Origin of the sequence: Tepidanaerobacter sp. EBM-49 (assembly GCF_001896645.1) — a bacterium.
Taxonomy (GTDB): Bacteria; Bacillota; Thermosediminibacteria; order Thermosediminibacterales; family Tepidanaerobacteraceae; genus Tepidanaerobacter; species Tepidanaerobacter syntrophicus.
This window is the reverse complement of sequence record NZ_MPPE01000025.1, coordinates 38,729-62,416: the sequence shown is the minus strand read 5'-3', so window position 1 is coordinate 62,416 and position 23,688 is coordinate 38,729. Positions and strand designations below refer to the sequence as shown.

At 35.5% G+C, this 23,688-nt stretch carries 20 protein-coding genes; all 20 read right to left on the bottom strand.

Annotated features, from left to right (window positions below):
- Positions 1–15: 15 nt before the first annotated feature.
- Positions 16–2,211 carry a D-ornithine 4,5-aminomutase subunit OraE gene (gene oraE, locus BUE08_RS04080; protein ID WP_213951457.1) on the bottom strand — a complete coding sequence of 732 codons (2,196 nt, stop codon included), beginning with the start codon at positions 2,209–2,211 and terminating at the stop codon, positions 16–18.
- Between the two features lie 2 nt (positions 2,212–2,213).
- Positions 2,214–2,618, bottom strand: a complete 405-nt coding sequence (locus tag BUE08_RS04075; protein WP_213951458.1) for an ornithine aminomutase subunit alpha — start codon at positions 2,616–2,618, stop codon at positions 2,214–2,216.
- An 11-nt stretch (positions 2,619–2,629) separates the two neighbouring features.
- Positions 2,630–4,054: a 2-amino-4-oxopentanoate thiolase subunit OrtB gene (gene ortB, locus BUE08_RS04070; protein ID WP_213951459.1), complete on the bottom strand. Its 1,425-nt coding sequence runs from the start codon at positions 4,052–4,054 to the stop codon at positions 2,630–2,632.
- Positions 4,047–4,352, bottom strand: a complete 306-nt coding sequence (gene ortA / locus BUE08_RS04065) for a 2-amino-4-oxopentanoate thiolase subunit OrtA (protein ID WP_213951460.1) — start codon at positions 4,350–4,352, stop codon at positions 4,047–4,049. The genes ortB and ortA overlap by 8 nt, the downstream gene beginning before the upstream one ends.
- Before the next feature lie 3 nt (positions 4,353–4,355).
- Complete coding sequence (ord, locus tag BUE08_RS04060) at positions 4,356–5,402, bottom strand: 2,4-diaminopentanoate dehydrogenase (protein WP_213951461.1); 1,047 nt, start codon at positions 5,400–5,402, stop codon at positions 4,356–4,358.
- 52 nt (positions 5,403–5,454) lie between these two features.
- Entirely contained in the window at positions 5,455–6,516 is a 1,062-nt protein-coding gene (locus tag BUE08_RS04055) for an alanine/ornithine racemase family PLP-dependent enzyme (protein ID WP_213951462.1), read from the bottom strand.
- A 484-nt stretch (positions 6,517–7,000) separates the two neighbouring features.
- The gene (locus BUE08_RS04050; protein WP_213951463.1) at positions 7,001–8,413 is read right to left on the bottom strand and encodes a YfcC family protein; all 1,413 of its coding nucleotides are present in this window, start codon (positions 8,411–8,413) and stop codon (positions 7,001–7,003) included.
- A gap of 162 nt (positions 8,414–8,575) precedes the next feature.
- Positions 8,576–9,307, bottom strand: coding sequence for a gamma-glutamyl-gamma-aminobutyrate hydrolase family protein (locus BUE08_RS04045; protein WP_213951464.1), 732 nt, complete (start codon positions 9,305–9,307; stop codon positions 8,576–8,578).
- Positions 9,308–9,994: 687 nt separating this feature from the next.
- Positions 9,995–11,521: a sigma-54 interaction domain-containing protein gene (locus BUE08_RS04040; RefSeq protein ID WP_286680394.1), complete on the bottom strand. Its 1,527-nt coding sequence runs from the start codon at positions 11,519–11,521 to the stop codon at positions 9,995–9,997.
- 768 nt (positions 11,522–12,289) lie between these two features.
- Positions 12,290–13,066 carry an SDR family NAD(P)-dependent oxidoreductase gene (locus tag BUE08_RS04035; RefSeq protein ID WP_213951466.1) on the bottom strand — a complete coding sequence of 259 codons (777 nt, stop codon included), beginning with the start codon at positions 13,064–13,066 and terminating at the stop codon, positions 12,290–12,292.
- 202 nt (positions 13,067–13,268) lie between these two features.
- Positions 13,269–14,705, bottom strand: a complete 1,437-nt coding sequence (locus tag BUE08_RS04030) for an amidohydrolase family protein (protein ID WP_213951467.1) — start codon at positions 14,703–14,705, stop codon at positions 13,269–13,271.
- Positions 14,706–14,798: 93 nt separating this feature from the next.
- Positions 14,799–15,569 carry an SDR family NAD(P)-dependent oxidoreductase gene (locus tag BUE08_RS04025; RefSeq protein WP_213951468.1) on the bottom strand — a complete coding sequence of 257 codons (771 nt, stop codon included), beginning with the start codon at positions 15,567–15,569 and terminating at the stop codon, positions 14,799–14,801.
- A 17-nt stretch (positions 15,570–15,586) separates the two neighbouring features.
- Complete coding sequence (locus BUE08_RS04020) at positions 15,587–16,285, bottom strand: ABC transporter ATP-binding protein (protein ID WP_213951469.1); 699 nt, start codon at positions 16,283–16,285, stop codon at positions 15,587–15,589.
- Positions 16,285–17,061 (bottom strand): ABC transporter ATP-binding protein, encoded by a 777-nt coding sequence (locus BUE08_RS04015; RefSeq protein WP_213951470.1) that lies wholly within the window; start codon positions 17,059–17,061, stop codon positions 16,285–16,287. Before BUE08_RS04015 ends, BUE08_RS04020 begins: the two co-directional genes overlap by 1 nt.
- The gene (locus BUE08_RS04010) at positions 17,054–17,962 is read right to left on the bottom strand and encodes a branched-chain amino acid ABC transporter permease (RefSeq protein WP_286680393.1); all 909 of its coding nucleotides are present in this window, start codon (positions 17,960–17,962) and stop codon (positions 17,054–17,056) included. Before BUE08_RS04010 ends, BUE08_RS04015 begins: the two co-directional genes overlap by 8 nt.
- Positions 17,963–17,974: 12 nt before the next feature.
- Positions 17,975–18,850, bottom strand: coding sequence for a branched-chain amino acid ABC transporter permease (locus tag BUE08_RS04005; RefSeq protein WP_213951472.1), 876 nt, complete (start codon positions 18,848–18,850; stop codon positions 17,975–17,977).
- A 79-nt stretch (positions 18,851–18,929) separates the two neighbouring features.
- Positions 18,930–20,111 carry an ABC transporter substrate-binding protein gene (locus tag BUE08_RS04000; protein ID WP_213951473.1) on the bottom strand — a complete coding sequence of 394 codons (1,182 nt, stop codon included), beginning with the start codon at positions 20,109–20,111 and terminating at the stop codon, positions 18,930–18,932.
- Between the two features lie 50 nt (positions 20,112–20,161).
- Positions 20,162–21,931 (bottom strand): M28 family peptidase, encoded by a 1,770-nt coding sequence (locus BUE08_RS03995; RefSeq protein WP_286680392.1) that lies wholly within the window; start codon positions 21,929–21,931, stop codon positions 20,162–20,164.
- A 79-nt stretch (positions 21,932–22,010) separates the two neighbouring features.
- Positions 22,011–22,409 carry a RidA family protein gene (locus BUE08_RS03990; RefSeq protein ID WP_353682078.1) on the bottom strand — a complete coding sequence of 133 codons (399 nt, stop codon included), beginning with the start codon at positions 22,407–22,409 and terminating at the stop codon, positions 22,011–22,013.
- 102 nt (positions 22,410–22,511) lie between these two features.
- Positions 22,512–23,639: a M20 family metallopeptidase gene (locus BUE08_RS03985; RefSeq protein WP_213951476.1), complete on the bottom strand. Its 1,128-nt coding sequence runs from the start codon at positions 23,637–23,639 to the stop codon at positions 22,512–22,514.
- Between the last annotated feature and the right edge of the window lie 49 nt (positions 23,640–23,688).

Sequence of the window (23,688 nt, the reverse complement as noted above, 5' to 3'; positions counted from 1 at the left end):
TAGATTCGACCAAAATCATTCAAGGCTTCTATTTCTTAGTGATTCAACTATAAAACTTGCTACATCAATTCCTTTTGTACCTCGGCCAAAGCCGGCATCGAGTCCTGCATCTTTTGCAATTTCATTTGTAATTTGAGTTCCGCCTCCAACAAGAATAATGTTGCTGCGTATACCTTTTTCGATGCAAATATCATTTAGCTTTTTCATATTAATCTTGTGAATATCTGCATGTGTAATTATAGTACTTATTAAAATCGCATCTGCATCAATCTCAATAGCTGCATCAACTACTTTTTCTATTGGGACAGATGTGCCTAAATAATGGCACTGGAATCCAAAGCTCTCAAGGCCACCATGTTTTATATCAATAATTTCTCTCATACCTACAGAATGCTCATCTTCTCCAACCGTTGCTGCCACAACTTTAATGGGGTTATCTTTAACATAATTTCTAATTTCATCAGCTGAAAGGAGCTTAGGTTTTTCTGGTATTTTTAAATCATTAGGGTCTATTTCAAAATCTACTTTTCCTTTTATTTCTAAATATGTGCCTTCGGCGGGCTGCATGATTTCTTTGTGAATAACCTCTACTTCGGTAAGGCCAAGCCTTTTCCCGATTTCAAGGCCTGCAGCTTCCGCTACCCTTTCTTCTGCCGGCAAAAACACATTAATACAAATGCATCCATCTCCAAACCATTCCACTTCCGGTTTTAAAAGGTTATTCTCTCGAAGATGCTCTGTTTCTTTAAGTCTTACTTCTACATTATCATTTTCATCCAATTCATCTATATAAGCAATCTTATCAGGGCTGCAAAAGGTGCAACCTCCTATCAGATCACATGGTTTATTAACCCAAGTTGGGACATGATTATCGCCAAACTGCTCGCAGACCGGAGCTATATAATCTTCGTCACGTTTTACAATCGTTCCTGCGCCAACGCCTCCATCTATTTTTCTTGCAATTCCGTCTCCGTTTCTTTCTGGGTACATCCCTGAATCAACAAAGAAGCCCTGTTCCACTGCGTTAAAATAGCCACCAACTTCTATAATTTCTTCAAGGAACAAAACAGCCCTTTCTTTAAGTTCGCGTACTTTTACTCCGAGGGGACCATCTCTTTTTATTTGAACCATTTCTGCAAGGCCATCCATACCAACTAAAGCTTGTTTTGCTGTATCAACTGCTTGAACATTATAATAATGCCAAGGAACATTTCTGCCTTCATCTGGAGTTATAGTACTTTGAATGTCTGCACTTGTTAGCCTAGATATGAGTAAGTTTAATACATGGGTGACTGTTGCTTCCCGAGTACTAGATTCAATGTATTTTGTATTCATTTGGGCCCGCATTTTGTAACCGTCGAAAAGTTCTCTTAACGTAACAGCATACGGAAGATCTATTCTAAGATTAGGTGCCGGTGGAGCAGTAGGAGGCACCGTTGAAAGACAAATATTCTCTTGTTTCATACCAATTTTTAAAGAATACATGCAATTTATAGCATGTTGAACCATAAGCTCCGGCATAACTTTCCAAGCTTCTCGCGCAGTAGCATTGGCATTGTGCGCACCATCTATTTGAACTATATCTCCCCACGCCATAATCTTTTTAGCTACAGCAGCATCAACAAAAGATCTAACCATATTAATATTTCTATATAATACATTATATTGGGGATCCTGATGTGCCCCATTTACCCCTTCTTCTGCGAAAAGTACAGCCATTTCCGGTCCTGCTACGCCGCTGATATAAGAATGAAAATTAATCGGCCTTCCAACTTCATCTTCGATTAAATCAAGGGCCTTTCGAGTAGCTCTTAGTTGTTTACGCGTAATAGGAACTCCTCCAACGCCTTCAGGTGTCCCCTCGATCAACCCATCAAAATGGCTTTGCCCAGCAGTTCTGATTACCATAATATGATCCGCCCCATGCCAAGCAGCCATTCGCATACGCCTAATGTCATCCTCAAAACGTCCGGAAGCAATTTCAGTCGTAATTATGCAATCCGGCTGAGGATCGATATTACCAAAATATTTTGCGGCCGGTAGGGGAATGCTATTCTTTAATCCTGATGATGTTTGATGGTATTCAAAAGGGCCTAATTTCTGATTTTCCACTTTCTCCCGCCAATGCCATCCTCTACGCCGAGGTCTATAGTTTTTAAGATCATTCAATATCTCATCTATATCAATTTTCTTATCTTTCTCTAAGCTCATTTTTATATCTCCTCTGATAAAATATTGCTAAAAATCTCAGGATTCGAAATATCAATCATAACCGCTTCTTTTATCTCGTCCCAGCCGCGTCCACTTGCAAGTTCATTTCCAGCTTGTTCCAGAGGAATATTCTTAAAGAGAGAATACTTTAGCACTACGTTGCCTGCTCCTTTTCCTAAAAGGTTTATTTCGACACACTTATCTACTATTGCTTTTGCTGTTAAACTATTAAATCCCATTCGTAATAATACTGAGCGTTCAATAGAAGGAGAAGTATGAGTTTTCGCAAGCTCAATCAAGGGTTTTACAACCTGCTCAGTAAGCTCCCAGAATTTATCTTTTAGTTCTTCCTCTGTAAGGTTGGATAAATGTTTTCTGCGTTCCTCAAAATCATCTTTTCGCTGCATATTTTCACCCCTTAACCCTTGTTTTGCGGTGCTAGTTCATCGAGAATATTTTTTATATAATTTACATCGCTTTTTGTATCTTCAGCCAAAAATGTAATATCTTCAGGACGAATTTTGCTTTTGCTGTAGGCTGTAATACAATTTTTTACATATGATCTCTTCATTTTATCTAAATCCATATCTTTTACTCTTATCTGTGAAGGATGCTCAGGAATTACTATTCGTTCTCCGGGTTTATTATCAACAGGATCGCCTTTTCTTACTTCAATCCCCATTGATTTTGCAAAAGTCAACTGCGCGCTTGGCAGTTTTCCCGCTCCTGTATATTCAGTTTCCTGTACCACTATAATTTCGTCTTCATTCATTTCCCGAGCTATTGCAAAAGCCGCCGCCAGGGATGTATTTCCTGCAGGCCCTCTCTCCATTCCTTCTAGCTGTGCAAGGGCTTCGGTTATATAAAATACCTCGCCTTGGCTTACCGTAACATAGCGGTCCAGGTATCTTAAAGGTCTTGCAGCATTTCTCGGGACATCTGTTCTATCAGGCCAAGTAGCAAAAGGAACACCAAAACCTGTATGTCCAGTTGTAAACGATTTTCTATTAAAGTCCCCGTCACTTGCCATATGGAGGCCTTCAAGATTTACGCTTGCTCCAATAACTTTTGTGTTTTTACACCCTGCTTTTAAAAGGCCGCGAGCAGTACCTGTTACATTGCCTCCACCAGCATGAGTTATTATAACTGCAGTCGGCTCTTTACCTGTTCTGGTCTTTACTTGCTCGGCAAGCTCATATCCAAGTGTTTCGATGCCTGAAATTGCAAAAGGTGTATAAAGGGATGCATTAAAATATCCTGTTTCTTCTAATAAGCATAAAGACGTATAAAAAAGCTCTGGTCCAACTGTAAGTTGTACTACTTCAGCCCCTAACGCCTCACACTTTCGACCTTTTTCTAGTATTTCAGGTTGGCCCTTACCTTTACTATCGAATACTTCTTGGACAACTATGCACTTTAAGCCGTTTATAGCCGCTTGAGAAGCTACAGCTGCTCCATAGTTGCCACTGGTAGCTGCGATTATGCCCTCATAACCCAATGCCTTAGCTCTGTATGCTGACACAGAAGCTCGTCGGTCTTTAAAGCTTCCCGAAGGATTGGCGGCTTCATCTTTTATAAAAATTCTTGCACCCTTGCCGGGAGCCGACATCATGCGTGCAATTTTAGTTAAATTTCGAAGTTCAATCAAGGGGGTGTTCCCTACGCTTGTATAAGATTGAATTTCCCTAATTTCATTTAGTGTATATCCTACCTCTTCCATCATTTTTTCATATTCAAATGCAATACCGCCTGATTCAAAATCATTGTAATCTATGCCAACTGCATTTTTCATTATCTCGTTTTTTCTATTCATAACAGCATCATAGCTCATATCACTATTCATTTTCTTCACCTTCCAAAATCTTCCTAAGCTCAGCACCGATTGTCAATAGTTCAACTACCGGTTTTCCAAAATTGTGTTCGTATTCAGGATTAACTTTAACCAATTCTCCTTTTGCCTTTCTCCCAATAACCGTTTCAATCTCAATCTCATCGCCAACTAAGGCCTCATGTGCTGCAAATCCCTTTTGCCACACTTCCAAGGGAACGTTTTGAGTATCTAGGGGTAAATTAGAAACTCTTTCTGATGGCTTTAATTCTATGCGATGTATTTGGACCCAATCTCCCTTTTTCGCACTCATCAATTAAAAACACCCCCAGTGGGCAAGTTTCCTTACATCTGACATTAATGCAGCAGGTACTGGCAAATCCTTCATTGTTGTAAGTCCTGGTTTTGCAGCAATAACTTGCGGTATCATATTTACTGCTAAAGCAATCGTGCCAACCCCGCCAGGAATTTCCGGTTTTATGGCAAGGTTTATGTTCGGCATTCCCTCAATGTTTATGTAGTCGCCAGTTTCGACATTTTCTAATTCAGGATGTATTTGCTGTGGATGTTCTAAAACAATAATCGGCTCACCCTTTACCTTTCCTATTGCGGTGTGATGGCATCCTGCAACCATCCCCGGCTCAACTTTAACATATGGAGTCTCTCTGAAAACTTTAGATATTATTGGTTTTCTCGTCTGTTCTATCTCATCTATCTCAAAACCTAAGGCTGAGGAAATCATTGCAATAGACTCATTAAATCCAATGTGACCAACGATATTACCGCTTTTTAATCCGTTTTCAAATTCTTCTACTGTAGTCCCCACCCCCTGGGTCTTCATGACGGTTGCGCCAAATGGTGAAAGATCATTTACACGGCGAGCTGTGATTTTTTTTACGTCCATGCAAGCTCCAGTTAATGCAATTATTAAAGTATCTAGAACAAAACCTGGATTTATACCGGTTCCAAGTATTGTTGCATTATGTTCTTTCGCCAACACATCAAGTTTTTTAGATAATGTTGGTTCACTATAAAAAGGATATGCCATTTCCTCTGCAATTGTTATAACATTTTTACCACTTTCAATTATTTTCTCTATTTGAGGAAATACATCCTTTGTAAAAGATGATGTGGCAAGGAGGACGATGTCCGCTTTAGTGTTTAACACTTTGTCTTCATCGCATGATATCAAAACTCCGCATTTTTGACCTAAATCAATAACTTCGCCTAGGTCCTTGCCATTTTTCTCAGGCCTTGAAGCTATCGCTCCAACAATATCCATGCCTTCTTTTTGCAAAATCATTTTTGCCATACCACTGCCCATTGCGCCTAAACCCCATATAATAACTTTTACGTTGTCCATATTTTATCTCTCCTTACGACATAGTAATTAAAATTTATTGTTTTCTTAAATATTAACTATAATTCTTGGTTACATAATTAGAATTCATTAAAGTTATGAGTGCGCTATAGCTTAATCTAAAACGGACTTTAGAACCTACGTTTATATCTTTGGATTTAGTAACATCAAGGATAAGATGGTCACTGCTTGATCCAATTATTTCTATTAGATCGTTTAGCGGAGACAATCCCTCGATAATGCAATCTTGTCTGCCAATTGCTGCTATAGCGCGTCTCATAAGTCCCTTATCTTCAAAAACCGGAACTTTTCCAAAGGCATCGGAAGCTATCTCTCCTATCGGACACGAGGGTTTTATTTTAACTTCTATTATTTCTGCTTCCAATACAAAAGAATCTCTATAAAGCTGCAACTCTGAAAATTTATCCACACGCGTACCCAGAAGTATCGCCTCGCCTATTCGCAGTTGATTGACTCGTGGTGGAAGTTCCGATTCCTTAAGAAGATTTAAAGTATCAGAATTACCTCCTGATATAGTTTTTAACTCAATAGAATATTTCTTTTCAATGCAATTGGCAAGATCTGCCAAAATTTTTGTATTCCTATATGTCGGTTTTACTCCCCCGAAACATCCGGTATTAGTTCCAATTCCCTCGAATTCTATTGCCGGCAGTTTAAGTATTTCTTCTGTAATATCTAGTGCATCTTCAGGCATGACTCCTTCTCTTAAATCTCCCACATCAACCATCAATATAACTTTATGTTTTTTACCTTCTGCAAGAGCTTCATATGACAAAGCTTTAATTACTTCCAATTCTGAATTTAAACTTCCGTCGGCCAGATCTACTACTTCTTTTATTTCTGAAAGCATTGGGCACCGTATCAAGTAAATAGGCAAACCAATACCTTCTTTTCTCATCATTTTGATATTTTTAATTCGAGAATCTCCAAGTTTCTTTGCACCTCCGCCAATTATTGCTCTGACAGCCGGCAAAAAGGCGCAAATACCTTTTGTTATTCCCATAATCTCTATATTTTTTTCTTTGCAAAGATTTACTATGCAATTTGTATTGCTTCTTAGCTTTTCCAGATCAATTTTTACACTGGGATATATCATGAAGGCCTCCATATCTAAGTTAAAAGTAATAGTTTACAAATAATAACTTTGTCTGTTTACTGTCTCCGGCGGATAATAGGGAATATATAGGAAATATTACGATCGCTTGCAACTGCTTCAAAAATACCATTACTTATAATTTAAGCAATTTTTATGCCAATTAACTTTTACGCTCTAATCTTCCTGAATTACATACATAAATTCTAATAAAATTATAGTTTGCAGACCTAAGATCCTTTTAACTAACGAGAAAGCAGGTATAATCTCAGAAAACATAATGAAATATTTTTTATATAACACATCGGAGAGCCATACGTTATTTTACTAAAAACTTGCGCAAAATATTTTGCGGTAACTAAATAATTATACTTCCTAGCGCCTTTATGTCATGGCTAATGCAAATTAACCAAAAAAATATTACCCTTTTAAGTTTGCACGACTAAAAGGGTAATAAGTGTGCTGTAACAAATTAAATTCATAATAACTAAAATGGCCCATAGTTAGTAAAATATGCTACAGAAACAGCAGCGCAAGCAATAACTATCAATATAACTACAAGCTTCCAAATATGTTTTACCCATCCGCTGTAAGGAATGTCGGCAAATGAAAGAACATAGATCATATTTGGCCATATCATATTGGTAATTCCCCCGCCTAATATAAAGGCTAATACTGTAGTCTGTCTTGTAATTCCTAAAATATCGCTTAAGGGTATTAAAATCGGAAGTGTTGCAGCCGCTCTACCTGCTGCTGAACCGATAAAAAATGTTATGATGCTATATAATAATACCATTCCTATAACAGTAATTGCTCCATTTACTTGAGATAGAGGTTGTGATAATCCATATATGATCGTATCTAATATCTGACCTTGCTGTAATATAATTGCTATAGCACCGGTAAATCCAGCTATTAAAGCACCGCTTGTTATTTCACTCATACCTCCAGTGAATATCTTAGCAATAAGATTGGGGCTATAACCTGCAATAAATCCCGCTATTATTCCTGTAATAAGTATTACAGCTGCCATCTCATTAGTTCCCCATTCATATGCTTGCACGCCATAAACAGATAAAATTAATCCACATGCAAAAGTAATTAAAATAATTTTATGCTTAATAGTGAATTCGGTAATATTCTTTATCTTAAATTTTGATTGATCTTCTCCGCTTTCATATCCGAAAATAACGCTGTTTTGTTTATTGTCTCTAACTCGTTTAGCATAATTCAAGAAAAATATAGTACTAATTATCATGAATATAAAATATATTATTATTCTGTATCTAAGTCCTGACATAATAGGTAGTCCAGCCATTTGTTGGGCAACTACTACAACATATGGATTTATTGTCGATGCGGCAAACCCAACCCAAGTAGATGTTCTCACAATATCAAATCCAACTACTTTATCATACCCTAAGCTAAGCGCTAATGCCACCCCTAAAGGAATAAACGGTATTATTTCTTGTGCAAATCCTAATAAAGAACCTAAAAGAGAACATATAATTATTGTCGCAATAAGTAACGGTAAATCTCTCCCTTTAAATTTGTCTACTAATGCTACTAAACCGGCATCAATTGCGCCGGTGCTTTTTACTAATGCTGTTGCTCCTGCAACAATAAATATAAAGGCAATTATACCTGACATAGATTTTATTCCCAGGGGTATAGCAACGATAGCATCAAATAGTCCTACCGGTGTCTTTTCTATGTATCTAAATGAATTTGGATCTACAACTTCTCTTCCTGTAACGCTATCAACGACTCTATCATATTGTCCGGCAGGAATTACCCATGTGGCAATGGCAGCAAGAAGTATCAAGATCATAATAATAAAATAACCATTGGGATTTAGAAACTTTCTATCCTTGTTTTCTTTTTTAGCATTATTGCTCACTCATAACACTCCTTCTGTTATCTTTTATTTTCTTGATATTCCTTACCAATTCACTATGTATTAAAAAGCAATCATAATAAAATATCGTCTCTTTCATTTTTTCTCTCATCTTTTCGCAAGATATGCCGTCATTCAATCTCCTGCAATATTACAAAATAATTTCTACTTGTTTGTACAAGATTTTATAAACCATTTAAAAATCTTCTCTGCCTCTTGATCGCGCCACATTAACTCTTCCGGATGAAATTGGAAACCTGCTAAAAATGGATCTTCAATAGCTTCCACTCCTTCTATTACTCCATCATCACTTATTACAGAAATAATAAAATTTTCAGGTGGTTTCTCTGCTTTTTGCACATGAAAACTATTAACGTCCCATATTTCTTTCTTAAGAACATCATAAAGTTTGCTTTCTTTATTAATTTGAACTTTGTGCCACGGATTGCTCCCGAAAATGTTTTGCTTATGGTTTTCAACTAATTCATTGGACAATTTACCTCCGAAAACTTCTACAATCATTTGGAATCCTCTGCATATACCTAATATCGGCATACCTTTTCCCCGAGCTTTTGTCAATAATTCAGCTTCAAAATCATACCTCTTAGGCTGTTGCTCTCTTAATCCAGATATAGATTTTCCTGAATTTTTCTTTGAATCTCCTCCTCCGGAAAAAAGTAATCCATCTACCGTATCCAAAATATTATTAATGGTGTCATCCAATGTGGATAAATCATATTCCGGAGCTATTAATAGCGGTATTCCACCACATTTTGCTACAGCTTCTACATATGGTTTCCCTACATAATAATACCCTCCCTCTAATGAATCGCCCCATGTTTCAATGCTCCAAGCTGTTGTTACTCCTATAATCGGCTTACTTTTAGACTCTTCCATTTTACCTCTCCTCATATAATTATCTTTAGACATTAAATTTTTATATCTTTAAAGGTTTTTGTGGTTTTCGTCAAGGGGCTGTGCATACTTCCTGCACTAAGATAGCTGAATCAAGATAGCTAAATCGTTTATAAAGAAAGTATATTCTTTTCTTCCAAATAACATCAGTAAAGGTTATTGCCTTTTTTACATTTTTACCTCCTTTGCTGTTTTTATAAAAAAACTTATAGTCAAAACTGTTTTAAGTATTAATATTGCAATTTCTATGCCAATTATATCTTCTTTTTAACTATTGTGATTGATTATTGTTGACTTATAATTAAATATAAGCAGACCATTTTATCAAAGTGGCGCTTTTTTAATCTTATTTTAATTATAATGACGAATTTTTTGCATCCGTAATTATTAATGCAAAAAATTTTGCATACTATTTAGAGTAAAAATCTTTATAATCATTATTACAACTTACAATTGACAAATTCCTGCTTACAAATAACTCATAGCTTAGTTTTTTAGAACAATTTAAATAAATGAGTATTGCTTACGATAAAAATAAATAGCCTGAAACCATATTATAGATGATAAGGCTTCAAGCTATTTGAAATTTATGCAAAAGTGAGTATCTAAAAATCGATTTAAAGGTGGTATAAAGAGGTTGCTTTTTGCTCTATATTAAGAATGCAAACGTTAAAGAATGAGTCCATATTTTTTTATTTTATACTGCAAAGTTTGCCGTTTAATCTTCAGTTTCTCTGCTGTTTTAGTTATATTGCCATTATATAAATCTAATGTCTTAACAATAATCTCTTTTTCAATACGATCTATCACCTGATCAAGGGCAGAATCAGCAATATCATAAGCGTCTTCTGCATCCTGATTATTATACGGGATAATGTATTTAGCTAATTTATCTTCATTTTCAATATTTTTGTCCTTATAAATATAATTGCCATCTTGATTATATTGCTCTAATATATAAAAAGGAAGGTGCTCAATTTCTATGTAACTCTCATTTACAATCATGTTCATAGAACCTTCAATAGCATTCTCTAATTCCCTGATGTTGCCTAGCCATTCATATTCCATAAAGACTTTCAATACATCACGCGACACATCAATAACGTTTTTACCTAAAGTTTTGTTTAAGTTCTTGATAAAATATTTTGTAAGTATATAGATATCTCCTTTTCTTTCGCGAAGAGGCGGTATTTTTATATAAACTACTGCCAATCTATAAAATAAATCTTTTCGCAAAGTTCCATTCTTTGTGCATTCTATAGGATTTTCATTGGCAGCCGCTATGATTCTTGCGTTAATCGGTATTATGTTAGTGTCTCCGACCCTTCTTATAACACCTTCTTGAAGAACTCTGAGTAACTTAGCTTGAAGATTGGCTCCCATAGAATTTATTTCATCTAAAAAAAGTGTGCCTCCATCAGCTTCCTCAAAAAGACCCGGACGATCTATTGCTCCAGTAAATCCTCCCTTAACAGTTCCAAATAATATTCCCTCTAAAAGACTTTCCGGCACTGCTGCGCAGTTCTGAGCAATGAATGGCTGATTCCTTCTGCTGCTTGCGTTGTGAATACTTTGTGCAAACATTTCCTTCCCTGTGCCTGTTTCTCCATAAATTAAAATTGAAGAAGAAGTTTGGGCAGCTTTTTTAGCCATTGAAATTGTTTTTTTGATTTCCTTGCTTTCTCCTACAATATCATCAAATGTAAATTTTGCAAAAGGGTGACCTTCTTTTTTTCTTTTTGTGTTCTCTTTTGATGAGCTCTGTAAGAATGCTACTTTTTCAGATAGCTCTTTTAATTTTGTTATATCTTTTGCTATCTCAATAGCCCCAATTATCTTTTGCCCGTCTTTTAATGGGTACGTACTGTTAACTGTGGTAATTTTTTGGCCCTTAAAGTTAATGTAAGTCTGTACCCGATCGACTATCGGCCTTCCTGTATTAACCACATAAAGTAAAGTGCTTGTTTCATTATTAAGAGATGGAAAAATTTCTAATAAATTTTTTCCTATTACATTAGCCGGAACAAGTCTCTCTAATTTCCCCATAGAAGAGTTATATAAGACTGTATCGCCATTAGTCTTAATAATATGAATACCTATATCCAAAATATCTAGAATCTCACGGAAAATCTTCTCTAACCTTTCGGCTGTCATCGTAAATCCCTCTCTTATCAAACAAAGTCCAATCTCTAACATCATAGTAAAATTTCATTTCTCTTTTCTATTATACCTTGTTTTTGGTAAGGTATAATAGTTGCAGGAAGAAAATTACCAATTGTGAGAGGAGTTCCCTTTCCGGATTTGAAGATAGATTAGCTAACCTTAATCTCAGCGTAAATATCATTAATTTAATGGCTGTTTGACACAGGTTTTATTGTAAGCTTTCTAAGGAGAATATCGCTCATCGTCATACTAGAGGGATATAAAATGATGCTGCATCATCACACAAAATAATATAGGAATTCAAGTCGCCTGACTGTTCTCTAATTTTGAATGACGGCTTTAATAACACCATCCCCTCTATTTATATGCTCAATATATCCTAAAATTCCTACTTCTGCAATTGATTCGCAGGGCCTTTGATGGTTGATCCCTTTAGAGCAAGAAATATTTGAATCTAAAAAGAGGATTCTATCGGTTTATAAGCTGCTTAAGTTTATTATTGGTCCTTCGAAAGCTAGAATTTGTATACGAGTATATAGAACAGACCCAGATGATTATAAAGATAGGAAAATTATTTTGTAATTAGAGATATAAGAGGAGATAGAGTGATATAAATAAATTGTTGTATGTTATATATGATCCAAAAAATATTAAAGTAAAGTATGAAGTTTGCAGATATTATATAATTAAAAATGCTCGTTATATGATAATAATTTTTATAGTTTCGAATTTTTATCATATAAGGAGCAGATTAATCGAGGTTCTCTATTGACTTGCTTTTTATTAAGAAATATGTTTTTGTTAAATTGGTGTTCGTCTGCCACCGTTAGGAGCCAAAACTTGACCTGTTACATATTCTGATGCATCCGACGACAGGTATAAAACCATATTTGCAATATCTTGAGGTGTGCCTATACGGCCCCACGGTATTTCTTTAAGTTCATCTTCTACAAACACATCAAAATTTGTTTCAGCTAACATTGGGGTTTCGGTTGTCGGAACAGCTATTACATTAGCATTTATTTTGAATGGTCCCAATTCTTTAGCTATTGATTGAGTAAATCCTATAAGACCTGCTTTTGCTGCCGCATAATGAGCACAAAATTCAGCTCCAATAATTCCTGAACCAGAACTAATATTTACGACCTTGCCATGCTTTTGTGTTTTCATATATGGAATTGTTTCTCTACAAACATAATAAGGACCCGTTAAATCAACTCGCAACATTTTTTCCCATTCTTCATCGCTTATTTGTTCAAACGGAATAGGAGCAGATCCAATGCCTGCATCATTGACAACGATATCAATCCCCTTAAAAGTTTCCATTGTAAATTTAGCAAGTTGTTTTACTTGTAATGGGTCAGATACATCGCAATGAATATATGCAGCTTCATCTCCTTGTGATATTATTTCTTCTACTACTGCCCTTCCATTTTCATCATTTATGTCGCAAATCACTACTTTTGCTCCATATCTTGCAAGAGAAATAGATATTGCACGTCCTATGCCTCTTGCACCTCCTGTTACAATTGCCGGCTTTCCAACTATTTTTAAATAATCCAAACTATCTTTTTTCATATTTCTTTCATTTTCCTTTCCTTCAAGATAAAATACCTAAATTAGATCACATTTACCTTGATATTTATATTAATTAGAAATATCAAGAGTTTAATACAATACATCAGATATAGATAAAATTAAGATTTTCATAAAGTTATCTACATTTTTTTCAAAAGCAAAACAAAAGTTTTTAACCTACAATAAATAATCTTCTCGAAATTTATATTAAATTATATTCGTTTTTTCTCATCATTTGGATCATTTCAGTTTCTTTACTCATTACTTTTTCTTTTGCTCTTTTCATCACGCTTTTTGCCGCTTCGTTTGCTTGCTCAATAATTTCTTTTTCATTAACGTTTGTCAGGCAATGGTCTTCCATTACAACTTCACCGTTAATGATCGATGTAGTAACTTCGCTACCATTTGCTGCATAAACGAGATTCGGTACAATATTTCGAATTGGCTCTAAAATAATTGGCGTAAGATGTGGTAGCATAAAATTGATTATTATCATATCAGCTTTTTTACCTTTTTCAATAGAACCTATAATAGAATCCATCCCTATAGCTTTGGCGCTATCGATTGTGGCCATCCGCAGTACTTTCCAGCTAGGGAAAATAGTTGGATTATTATATTTGCACTTATTCAACAATGCCGTAAGTTTCATTTCGTTAAACATATTACTCGAGTTTCCGCCAGGTGTTTGATCGGAACCCAAAGCTAGGCGATTGCTGTATTTGCTAAATTTTAAAGCCGGAGGAATGTTTCCATCAATTATAGCCTCGCTTCCTGAACATAAGACCATAGCAGTGCCAGATTGTGCATACATTTTTAACTCATTAGTAGTAGCAACAGAAAGATGAATTCCAACCAGACGTTCATTTAAAAAATCTATTTCATCTAGGAAAGGTATAGTACGCTTGCCATACCTTAATAGCATTTGGTTCATTTCTCGTGTCCCACATGCAACATGCATATGAATATTAAGAGCATATTTCTTGGAAAGTTCATTTACTTCGTTTAAAAGTCCTTTGGTAACTCTATCGGGAGCTTGAGGACCAAGCATGCATGTTATTCGCCCATTATAACTATTGTGATACTCTTCTATAAGCTTTTTACTTTCTTCTAATCTTGAATTTTCTACACTTGAATCAAGCGGATATAGTTCACCAATAGGTGTTTCAGAAGCATTTAAGGGTAATGCATTTATTTCTTGGGTCGCGCACGCCCGTGTTCCTATTTTTATATGATTTTGTACAATTTCCCTCATTGGATTATCATAATCACACATAGTTGTTGTTCCTGCTTTTACTGCTTCGCTAATCATAACCATGGAGCCCTTTAAAGCTTCTTGTACATGTATTTCTTCTACAAGAGGCCAAATACATCCTTGTAACCAATTACTTGTATCTTGAGCAAGTCCTTTAAACAATGCTATTCCTGAATGCATATGTGTATCAATCAGGCCAGGCATTATCACTTCTCCTTTTGCGTCAATGTATCTATGCGCTTTAAATTGTTTTAATATATTTTTTGTTTCACCAACATCGGTAATTATATCACCTTTAATAGCTATTGCACCATTATTAATAAGACCTGTACCGTTTTCTATTGCCATTGTTACAATTATACCGTTATAAATTATAATATCTTCCATCTTATATCTTTTATTCTCCTTACTATATTCTATACAATTTTTTAAGAGATAAAAATATATAAAAGATAATATGTAACTATTTTTAAGTAAAACTTACATCCAAGCACCGCCATTCGGACAAATTACCTGGCCGGTGAGATAATCAGCTGATTCAGAAACCATATAAGCTATAGCAGCTGCTTGGTCTTCAGGTAAACCTATGCGATACCATGGCACCTGTTGCGTTTTTTTATTCCATAAATTAGATCTTGACATTCGTGTATCTGTAAGTCCAGTGCCTAGAATATTCACATTTATTCGATATGCAGCTAATTCATGAGCTAATTCTTTTCCAAGCCCTATCATTCCGGCTTTTGATGCTGCATAATGAGGATCTGAAAAATCTCCTACTATTCCTGCTCCTGAACTAACCATAACTATTTTCCCATGCATTTTCGCTTTCATATAAGGAAGAACTTCCATGGTAAACATATAAGCACTTGTAAGATTGAGCTGTATAAGGCGATTCCACTCCTCATAGGTCATATCGTCGATTGTTTTGCCTCCACCAAAACCAGCAGCATTATTGATTAGAATATCAACATTGCCAAATTCTTCTATAGTTTTATCAATAGTATTTCTTATATCTTCCAGCTGGCATACATCACACCTTATACCGATTGCCCTTCCTCCATTGTTTATTATTTCTTTTGTAACATTATTAGCACTCTCATTTTCAATATCGCATACAGTTACATTAGATCCTAATTTTGCCAACATTATAGCTGTTGCACGGCCAATTCCATTTCCTGAACCTGTAACAATTGCAGTTTTGCCTTCAATACCAAAATAATCAAATTGTGCTTTAGTCGTTCTTTCATTCATTTTTTATTCCTCACTTTCTATTTTTTCTTTCCTAAATAAGCTGAAATTATTTCTTCGTCAGCAGCTAGTTCTTTTCCGCTTCCACTTTTTACAATCTTCCCCTCTTCTAATACGCACGCTTGATGAGCTATTCCAAGAGCTTTGCGCGCATTTTGTTCTACAAGTAATATAGAAATTCCCTGAGCATTTATCATTTTTATTAGTTCGATTATGTCATTAACTATGAGTGGTGCAAGGCCAAGAGAAGGTTCGTCTAAAAGTAAAAACTCAGGATTTGACATTAAGCCCCGCGCAATGGCTAGCATTTGTTGCTCGCCACCTGACAAAGTCCCTGCTCGCTGAGTTTTGCGCTCTTCCATCCACGGAAACATATTATATGCAGTTTTTAAGCCTGGCCTACGATCCTTTACTGTATATCCTCCTAACAAAAGATTATCCTCAACTGATAAATTAGGAAATATCCATCTACCCTCCGGCACTAAAACAACGCCATTCTTTACAGCTTTGAAGGGCGGGGGTTCAAGTTTGATTTTACCAAGCCATATATTACCTGCTTGAGGTTTTAAAAGACCAGCTATACATTTCATTAAAGAAGATTTACCCGCACCATTCGCTCCTATAATAGCCATGATTTCACCATCTTTAAGCTCAAAACTTACATTTTTTATTGCGCGGATCTTTCCATAAGAAAAACTAAGGTTCTCAACTTTGAGCATTATTCATCAACTCCCAGATATGCTTCAATAACTTTTTGGTTTTTCTGAATTTCGCTTGGCGTACCTTCGGCTAATAATGAGCCAAAATTTAATACTGATATGAAATCACAAATATTCATAATAACATCCATGTGATGGTCTATTATAACTATTGTGATATCATTTTTCGAACGAATATCCTTAATAAAATTAGAAAGCTGCAAAGATTCATCTTCATTCATGCCAGCGGCAGGTTCATCTAATAATAGAACATATGGATTTGTTAAAAGTGCTCGCACAATTTCCAACCTTCGTTGTATTCCATATGGAAGATTTCCTGCTTTTTGTTCTTTATATTCACTAAGCTCCGCTTCTATCATCATATTTTTACAAATTTTATCTGCTGACATTTCTTGGGTTTTGCATTTTGAGGTTCTTAGAAAACCATCAAACAACCCATAGGTTATATTTTTTTGACAAGCTGTCAGCATATTTTGATACACCGTTAAATCATTAAAAAGACGAATATTTTGAAAAGTACGTGCGATTCCTAATTTAGTAATTTCATGGGTTTGCTTCCCGTTAATTTTTTTCCCATTAAAAAAGATACTCCCTGTTGTTGTATTATATATGCCAGTTATCATATTAAATAATGTAGTTTTGCCCGCTCCATTAGGTCCTATTATCCCATGAATGCTTTGTTTGGCTATACGTATACTGACATCATCAACAGCGGTAATACCCCCAAATCGCTTTACAACATGGTCTATTTCTAAAACAACATCATGCTCAGACATTTTTTCTCTTCCCTCCCTTAAGCATTTCGCCTAAAAATCTCTGAGCGGTTCGAAAAAGAACATTTTTTAAATCAGCTAAAGAGAATTCTCTGTTACCTAATAAACCAGAAGGTTTAAATATTATTACTAATGTTACCAAAAGCCCATAAAATACCATGCGCCATTCTTGAACAGAACCAAAACGCAGTATTTCAGGAAGAGGAACAAGAATTAAAGAAGCTATAACAGTTCCTGTCAGGCTCCCACAGCCGCCAAGTATTACGGTCATAGCAAGCTCATTAGATTTTGCCATACTAAACATACTCGGATTTAAATACCTCATATAATGAGCCAGCAGCCCTCCTGATATACCGCAAAGCGCACAGCTTATTCCCATTGCCAACAATTTATAGTTTGCCACATTTATGCCTATAGCTGAGGCAGCTAATTCCTCTTCTCGAACTGCGATGCAATTGCGGCCATGCTTAGAATATAAGAAATTTCTCAATAACATTACTAATACAATAACTGTAACCCATACAACGCTAAAACTTGAGCCCCTTGGGATATCAGCCATTCCACGAGCACCCCCCGTTACGCTAGGGAGATTTTCTATAATTAGCCTTACCACTTCGCCGATTCCAAGTGTAGCAATAACAAAATAATCCCCTTTTAATTTAAGTGTGGGGTAGCCGATTGCTAAGCCAACCGCAGTAGCTGCTAGCATTCCTAAAAAAACCCCAAAAAATGGTGAAATTCCAAAACTCTTGGTCACAAGGGCAGAAACATATGCGCCTATTGCCATAAAGCCAGCATGACCCATTGAAAAAAGTCCTGTAAAACCCGTCAAAATAGATACACCTAAAATTGCTATCATATAGATTCCTGTGAGACTTAGGACACCAATAACATAATTATTCATGTCTTTTCCTCCTCATGCCTTATCCTCTGATGACTTACCCAGAAGACCAGATGGTCTTACAAAAAGAATTATAACAAGCAACAGATATGCAAATATATCTCTCATAGCAGAAGATAAATAACCAGAAATCATGCTTTCGCTAATTCCCAAAATTAAGCCTCCAAGAACAGCACCAGGTACGCTCCCAAGCCCGCCAACTACAGAGCTAATAAAAGCTTTGTTAGTCATTACTGACCCAAGCATCGGAAATGTAGTATACTTTGCCCCTAAAAGCGCACCTGCTAATCCTGCTAAACTACCTGCAATCAGAAAAACAATCATAATTAGTTTTTGGACATCAACTCCCATAAGAGATGTTGCATCAAGATTTACAGCTGCACCTCTAATAGCTAAACCTAATCGGCTTTTTTGTATAAGCAGTTCAACCAAAACAAGAGTTATTACGCTAACGCTAAATATTATCAAATCTATCACTCCAGCACTGGCTCCAAATATTTCAATTGATTTATTGGAAAAATTTACCGGATATACACGAAAGCGACTACTGAAAGCTATAATTACAAGATTCTCAGACATAATTGAGATTCCAAGTCCTGTAATGAGTAAGTAAATTCGACGAGCATTTTTATTAAGCAAAGGCCTATATCCTAACAGTTCAATTACAACAGCTAGTAAACCTGCAACGCCTGTAGCTATAACTATTCCTAAAAAAAGATTCTTGGTAACCATAGAAAGAAAGTAAAAAGTAACAAAAGCTCCTATTGTAACTGTTATACTATGTGCAAAATTTGTAAAATTTAGAAGACTATATATTAGTGAATAACCTACAGCCATTAAAGCATACACACTTCCTATTGATAGACCGTTAATTAGTTGCTGAAAGAACAAATTCGTACCACCTTTCAAATTAGCTTTTGCTTCGAGAAAAACACCTCGAAGCAAAAGCTATATTTAAAAATGAAATAAATTATTTAGAATAATCTGGTGCATACTCTTCTACTTTAACAAAATTATTACCTTCTATTTTAAATATGCTAGCCGTGCGAATTGGATTGTGAGTTTCCGGAACTATGCTTATTACACTTGTGAGGCACTGCAAATTTTTTGTATTCTCCATAGCATCTCGAATTTTTTGAGGATCTGGCTCTCCAGCTTTTTCAATTGCATTCTTTACTATTTGGAAACAATCATATGCAAGATATGCATTTGTTCCGCCTTTGTCTGGATCCATTTTAAACTTTTCTTTAAATTTGCCCTTGAATTCTTTCAAATTTTCAGCATTTACATCCATAGCACATGGAAAATATGTCTCTTGAACAGCGTCTTTTGCAATTTCAAATAAGTCTTCCATCATCCATGCATCTACCCCAAGAAAACGTTGGGTTATGCCCAATGCCCGAGCTTGATTTGCGATAAGGCCTACTTCTTTGTAGTTTGCAGGAATCATTAAGGCATCAAAATCGCCTACTGCTTTAATTTTGGAAAGTTGTGGTCGAAAATCAACATCTCCAGTTTTATAGCCTTCTTGTATTGTTACTTTGCCACCAACTTTTTCAAATGCATCTGTAAAATTCTGAGTTATACCTAGTGAATATTCACTAGTTATTTCGTATATAATTGCCACTTTTTCTATCCCTAATTTTTCATATGCATATTGTCCCATGATATCTCCTAATTGAGGATCCGATAAACATACCCTAAACGAATATTTGCGAACACTTCCATCTTCGCGCTGGGTAACCTTATAGTTAGTACCACAAGTAGTAATGTGCGGAACTTTATATTCTTCACAAACTTCATCAAGTGCTATAGCGCATGACGAAGTATTGGGGCCTATAAAAGCTATAACGCCATCATTCTGTAAAGCCCTTCTCGCAGCATTCGTTGTCTCAACAGGGTCTCCACGATTGTCATATATCTTAAGCACCACTTCTTTGCCTAAGATACCTCCTTGATTATTAGTCTCTTCCACCAACATTTTTAAAGTATTCGACTCTACTTCACCCCAAAGAGCAGATTCTCCTGTCATCGGACCAATATAACCCAAAATGATTTTATCGCTTGATAAACTTTCATTTCCACAACCTGTAAGCCCCATAATCATAATTATTGTCAAGATAATCACAGAAATTTTTTTTATTAATGGCATAATATGTACCCCCTATGATTATTTAATTTTTGAACATACATTTAATCAATCTACTGGTCGATCAAAGTCAAATACAGTTCACAATATTTAAGGGCTTCTCGCAGTGCAGTAGAGACCCGATTACGATTTCTCACGGTGCTTGTATAATGCAATTTATATTCTGATGACGTTGGATCCATATTTGCAAGCTCTACCGCAGAATAAAGTAAAGGAATAGGTTTTGTAGCAGGCTTATAAGCGTACGAATTTTGTTCAAAACGATCGCAATAAGTGTAAAAAGCCCAGGTAAGAGAGCGACTCAGTTTCAGTAATAATTCATTAATGAGCTTAACTTTATTATCAGTTGGAGGGTTGCTATTCAAAGAAATCTTTCTTGAATTTATTGTAGTAATGTAATCCTTTAATTTCCTAATGTTATAAAGAATGCTCTTAATCTCAATTTTTGGATCTGCCTTATCGATAATTTCAGTTAATTTTGTCTCTATATCTTCACATGTTATTGAAAAATCTTGCGGAAGTACTGATGCGTTTACATAATTACATATTATAGCTGCACTTACTTCTAAATCTTTTTGAAGGTTATTTTTGTCGACTTTATCTAGATCATCTTTTATGGTATGATTCCACCATCCAAGATTTGCTCCATTTGTTCTTTTTATGTATTCTTCACTCATACCCATTCGGCCTACTATTGATGGTACCCCTATACCAAAAAAAGATTGATCTCCAAATTTATTAAGCGGTAAAACATTTATATCCTCATTAAGTATCTCTTTAATTATATCCTTTACGAATTTCATAACTTCTCTGGAAGCAGTGCATTCATATTGTACAGCATGTAACATTCCTGTAGAATCAATATTGATGCCGCCAATACAATTTTCGTCAAGCTCGTCCCAATGATGGTCTACATACCATGTAGAACCAGCAGATTCAGCTATTTCATGACCATTCCAGCATACAAAATAAATGCTTCTTTTAATTTTATCTTGATGTTTTGCAAGCTGTTCCGCAAGTGTTAGAATAGTTCCATTTCCTGTCGCATTACAAGTAACACCAGGTTCCCATGCATCTATATGACCATTAACAAGTAGAAATTCTTCCGGAACTTCGTTCCCTCTCAGATATCCTATGGGCATCGCCAACATGTCCCAGCTTCTTGTACACTGGACACTTATGTTCACCAAAACTTTTTTTCCACTTTTGCATAAATTCCTCAAATAAATGCCTGCACTGTGCGATATGCTAACTCCTGATATTTTGGGAATGTCTTTGAAAGTTTCTGGAGTCGGATTCCCCCATACAGATTTTAATCCTCGACCACAAATATAATCTTCTTCCTCATTTTCATCCTCCCCCCAATTAGCACAAATCATGGCAATAGCTCCTTTTTCAGTTGCTATTCTAGCTTTTTCAGGCGTTGCAGGACTATAGGATACCTCGACTAACACAGCCTTGCCCTTTACATCTTTTTCTATGTAATCATCATAATCACCGGCTCCTACGTATACTAATTCAACATCTATCCCTTCTTTTGGCGTTGATTCCACGTGGCAGCATGGCAAACTATCAATTTCCTTCAGTTCCGGTTGTATCACTTTTAGTGACGAACTGATAGGATTGCTATTATAAGCTTCAAAATTTATAACTTCTGATTCAAGTCCGAATTCTTTAAATTTACTTGCAACCCATTCTGCAGCTTTTCTGTCGTCTCCCATTCCTGAAATTCGTCGGGGATAATGCTCAGTTAGCCATTTTGTATACTCATAATTCTTATCTGCAGATAAATCTTTTCGGATCTCTTCATATAACTTTTCCACCCTAATGCGCCTCCGTATTTTGATAATTTATTATGACCCAAAATTTAATATAAAATATGTTCCATAAGTGAGCTTTAAGCTAGTCAGTAACAGTAGCAATAGCTTCAATTTCAATTACCGTTTCATCTTTAAATCTCCCAATTTGGACAGTACTTCGCGCAGGCGGATCAGTTGGAAAAAATTCCTTATAAACTTCATTAAATTTTTGAAAATCGTTTATATCGGAAATAAATACAAGCGTTTTTATGACATGATTCATATCAGATCCGGCAGCTTCTAAAATGGCTTTCATATTTGTTAAAACCTGTTTTGTCTGGCCAGTAATATCATCAGGAGAGACAAGCACTTGTGTTTTAGGATCAATAGCTGTTATTCCTGCTGTGTAAATCATATTCCCTACTCTAAAACCTTGAGAATACCATCCCCCTGGTTTTCCTGCTTTATCAGTGCAAATTTTAATTTTCTCCAAGATTTTCATCTCCAACTATGTTGTTATTGTGCAACAGATAGTCATGCCAAAAAATGCAAAATTACGAATTGAAAAACTCACTTTTAATAATTTTCTAATATTATAAAGTTTTTAAAAACTAAAAATATATTTTTGATAAATTATATTCATCTCGAATATGCTCTTAAGGCTTACCCATTCATTTTCTGAATGTAAGCCACCTCCCTTCGCTCCTAAACATATGACTGGAATTCCTGTGGCTGGAACTAGTTTGTTATTATCACAAACTCCTGTGCCGTATCGAAACTCCATAGGCTTTCCTATTACATCTTTATATATAGAACATAATTTTTCAATTTGAGGCAGGTCAGTTTGGATTTCATAAGGTTCATAATAAGGCTCATCTATTTTAAGAGTAAATTTAGCTTTTAATCCCATATTAATAACAAGTTCTTGCATTTTTTCTAAAACGTATTCCGTTGTTTCGGTAGGAACTGTATGTTTATTTACAAGGCAAAAGCAATAATCAGGTACGATAACCGAATATTGCTTAAAACCACCTCCTATTTTAAGAGTAACATACGGCTGTTTTTGAATTTTATGATGTTCCTTTAATGGGATCTCATCTAGTGAAGCGATAAAACGTGCCATTTCTTCAATAGCATTTATTCCTTTGTTTGGCTCACATCCGTGAGCAGCCTTACCGTAAGCGTCAACATGAATTAATAGTTTGCCTACGCTTCCAATTATTGGAATATACTCAGGTTCTGCAGCAATACCAAAATCAGCATTTATTGTACTGTTTATCAAAGTAGTTATACCAAGAGATGTTGCTTCCTCGTCCGGAACAAGAGCAATTAAAATATCGCCTTTCATCTTATCTTTATTTTCTATAGCAAATTTTACTGTACTTAAAATGATAGCTATTCCACTCTTCATATCAAGGGCTCCTCTGCCATAAACCCTGTCTCCCTTTATCACGGGCACAAAAGGATCTGTTTCCCAGCCATTGCCAGCTGGAACGGTATCTAAATGTCCTGTTAAAAGAGTAATAGGGCCCTTTTTATTTCCTCTAACCCTTGCTATTACATTAAACCTATCATTGTCAACATTTTGTTTTTCAATTTCATCTACACCTAAATATTTTAAAATCTCAAATATTTTATTGCCTATTTCACTTTCGTTACCAGTAACAGAATTAATTGCCACCAACTTTTTAAGAACATCAATGGTAAATTCTTTATTTTCTTGAAATTCCATTTTGATCAAGCTTTCCTTTATGTTATTTTAAAAGATTTAGTATAATGGT

Coding starts and splice junctions, on each gene's coding strand:
- oraE (WP_213951457.1), bottom strand. CDS start 2,211: ATGAGCTTAGAGAAAGATAAGAAAATTGATATAGATGAGATATTGAAT.
- BUE08_RS04075 (WP_213951458.1), bottom strand. CDS start 2,618: ATGCAGCGAAAAGATGATTTTGAGGAACGCAGAAAACATTTATCCAAC.
- ortB (WP_213951459.1), bottom strand. CDS start 4,054: ATGAATAGTGATATGAGCTATGATGCTGTTATGAATAGAAAAAACGAG.
- ortA (WP_213951460.1), bottom strand. CDS start 4,352: ATGAGTGCGAAAAAGGGAGATTGGGTCCAAATACATCGCATAGAATTA.
- ord (WP_213951461.1), bottom strand. CDS start 5,402: ATGGACAACGTAAAAGTTATTATATGGGGTTTAGGCGCAATGGGCAGT.
- BUE08_RS04055 (WP_213951462.1), bottom strand. CDS start 6,516: ATGATATATCCCAGTGTAAAAATTGATCTGGAAAAGCTAAGAAGCAAT.
- BUE08_RS04045 (WP_213951464.1), bottom strand. CDS start 9,307: ATGGAAGAGTCTAAAAGTAAGCCGATTATAGGAGTAACAACAGCTTGG.
- BUE08_RS04040 (WP_286680394.1), bottom strand. CDS start 11,521: ATGTTAGAGATTGGACTTTGTTTGATAAGAGAGGGATTTACGATGACA.
- BUE08_RS04035 (WP_213951466.1), bottom strand. CDS start 13,066: ATGAAAAAAGATAGTTTGGATTATTTAAAAATAGTTGGAAAGCCGGCA.
- BUE08_RS04030 (WP_213951467.1), bottom strand. CDS start 14,705: ATGGAAGATATTATAATTTATAACGGTATAATTGTAACAATGGCAATA.
- BUE08_RS04025 (WP_213951468.1), bottom strand. CDS start 15,569: ATGAATGAAAGAACGACTAAAGCACAATTTGATTATTTTGGTATTGAA.
- BUE08_RS04020 (WP_213951469.1), bottom strand. CDS start 16,285: ATGCTCAAAGTTGAGAACCTTAGTTTTTCTTATGGAAAGATCCGCGCA.
- BUE08_RS04015 (WP_213951470.1), bottom strand. CDS start 17,061: ATGTCTGAGCATGATGTTGTTTTAGAAATAGACCATGTTGTAAAGCGA.
- BUE08_RS04010 (WP_286680393.1), bottom strand. CDS start 17,962: ATGAATAATTATGTTATTGGTGTCCTAAGTCTCACAGGAATCTATATG.
- BUE08_RS04000 (WP_213951473.1), bottom strand. CDS start 20,111: ATGCCATTAATAAAAAAAATTTCTGTGATTATCTTGACAATAATTATG.
- BUE08_RS03990 (WP_353682078.1), bottom strand. CDS start 22,409: ATGAAAATCTTGGAGAAAATTAAAATTTGCACTGATAAAGCAGGAAAA.
- BUE08_RS03985 (WP_213951476.1), bottom strand. CDS start 23,639: ATGGAATTTCAAGAAAATAAAGAATTTACCATTGATGTTCTTAAAAAG.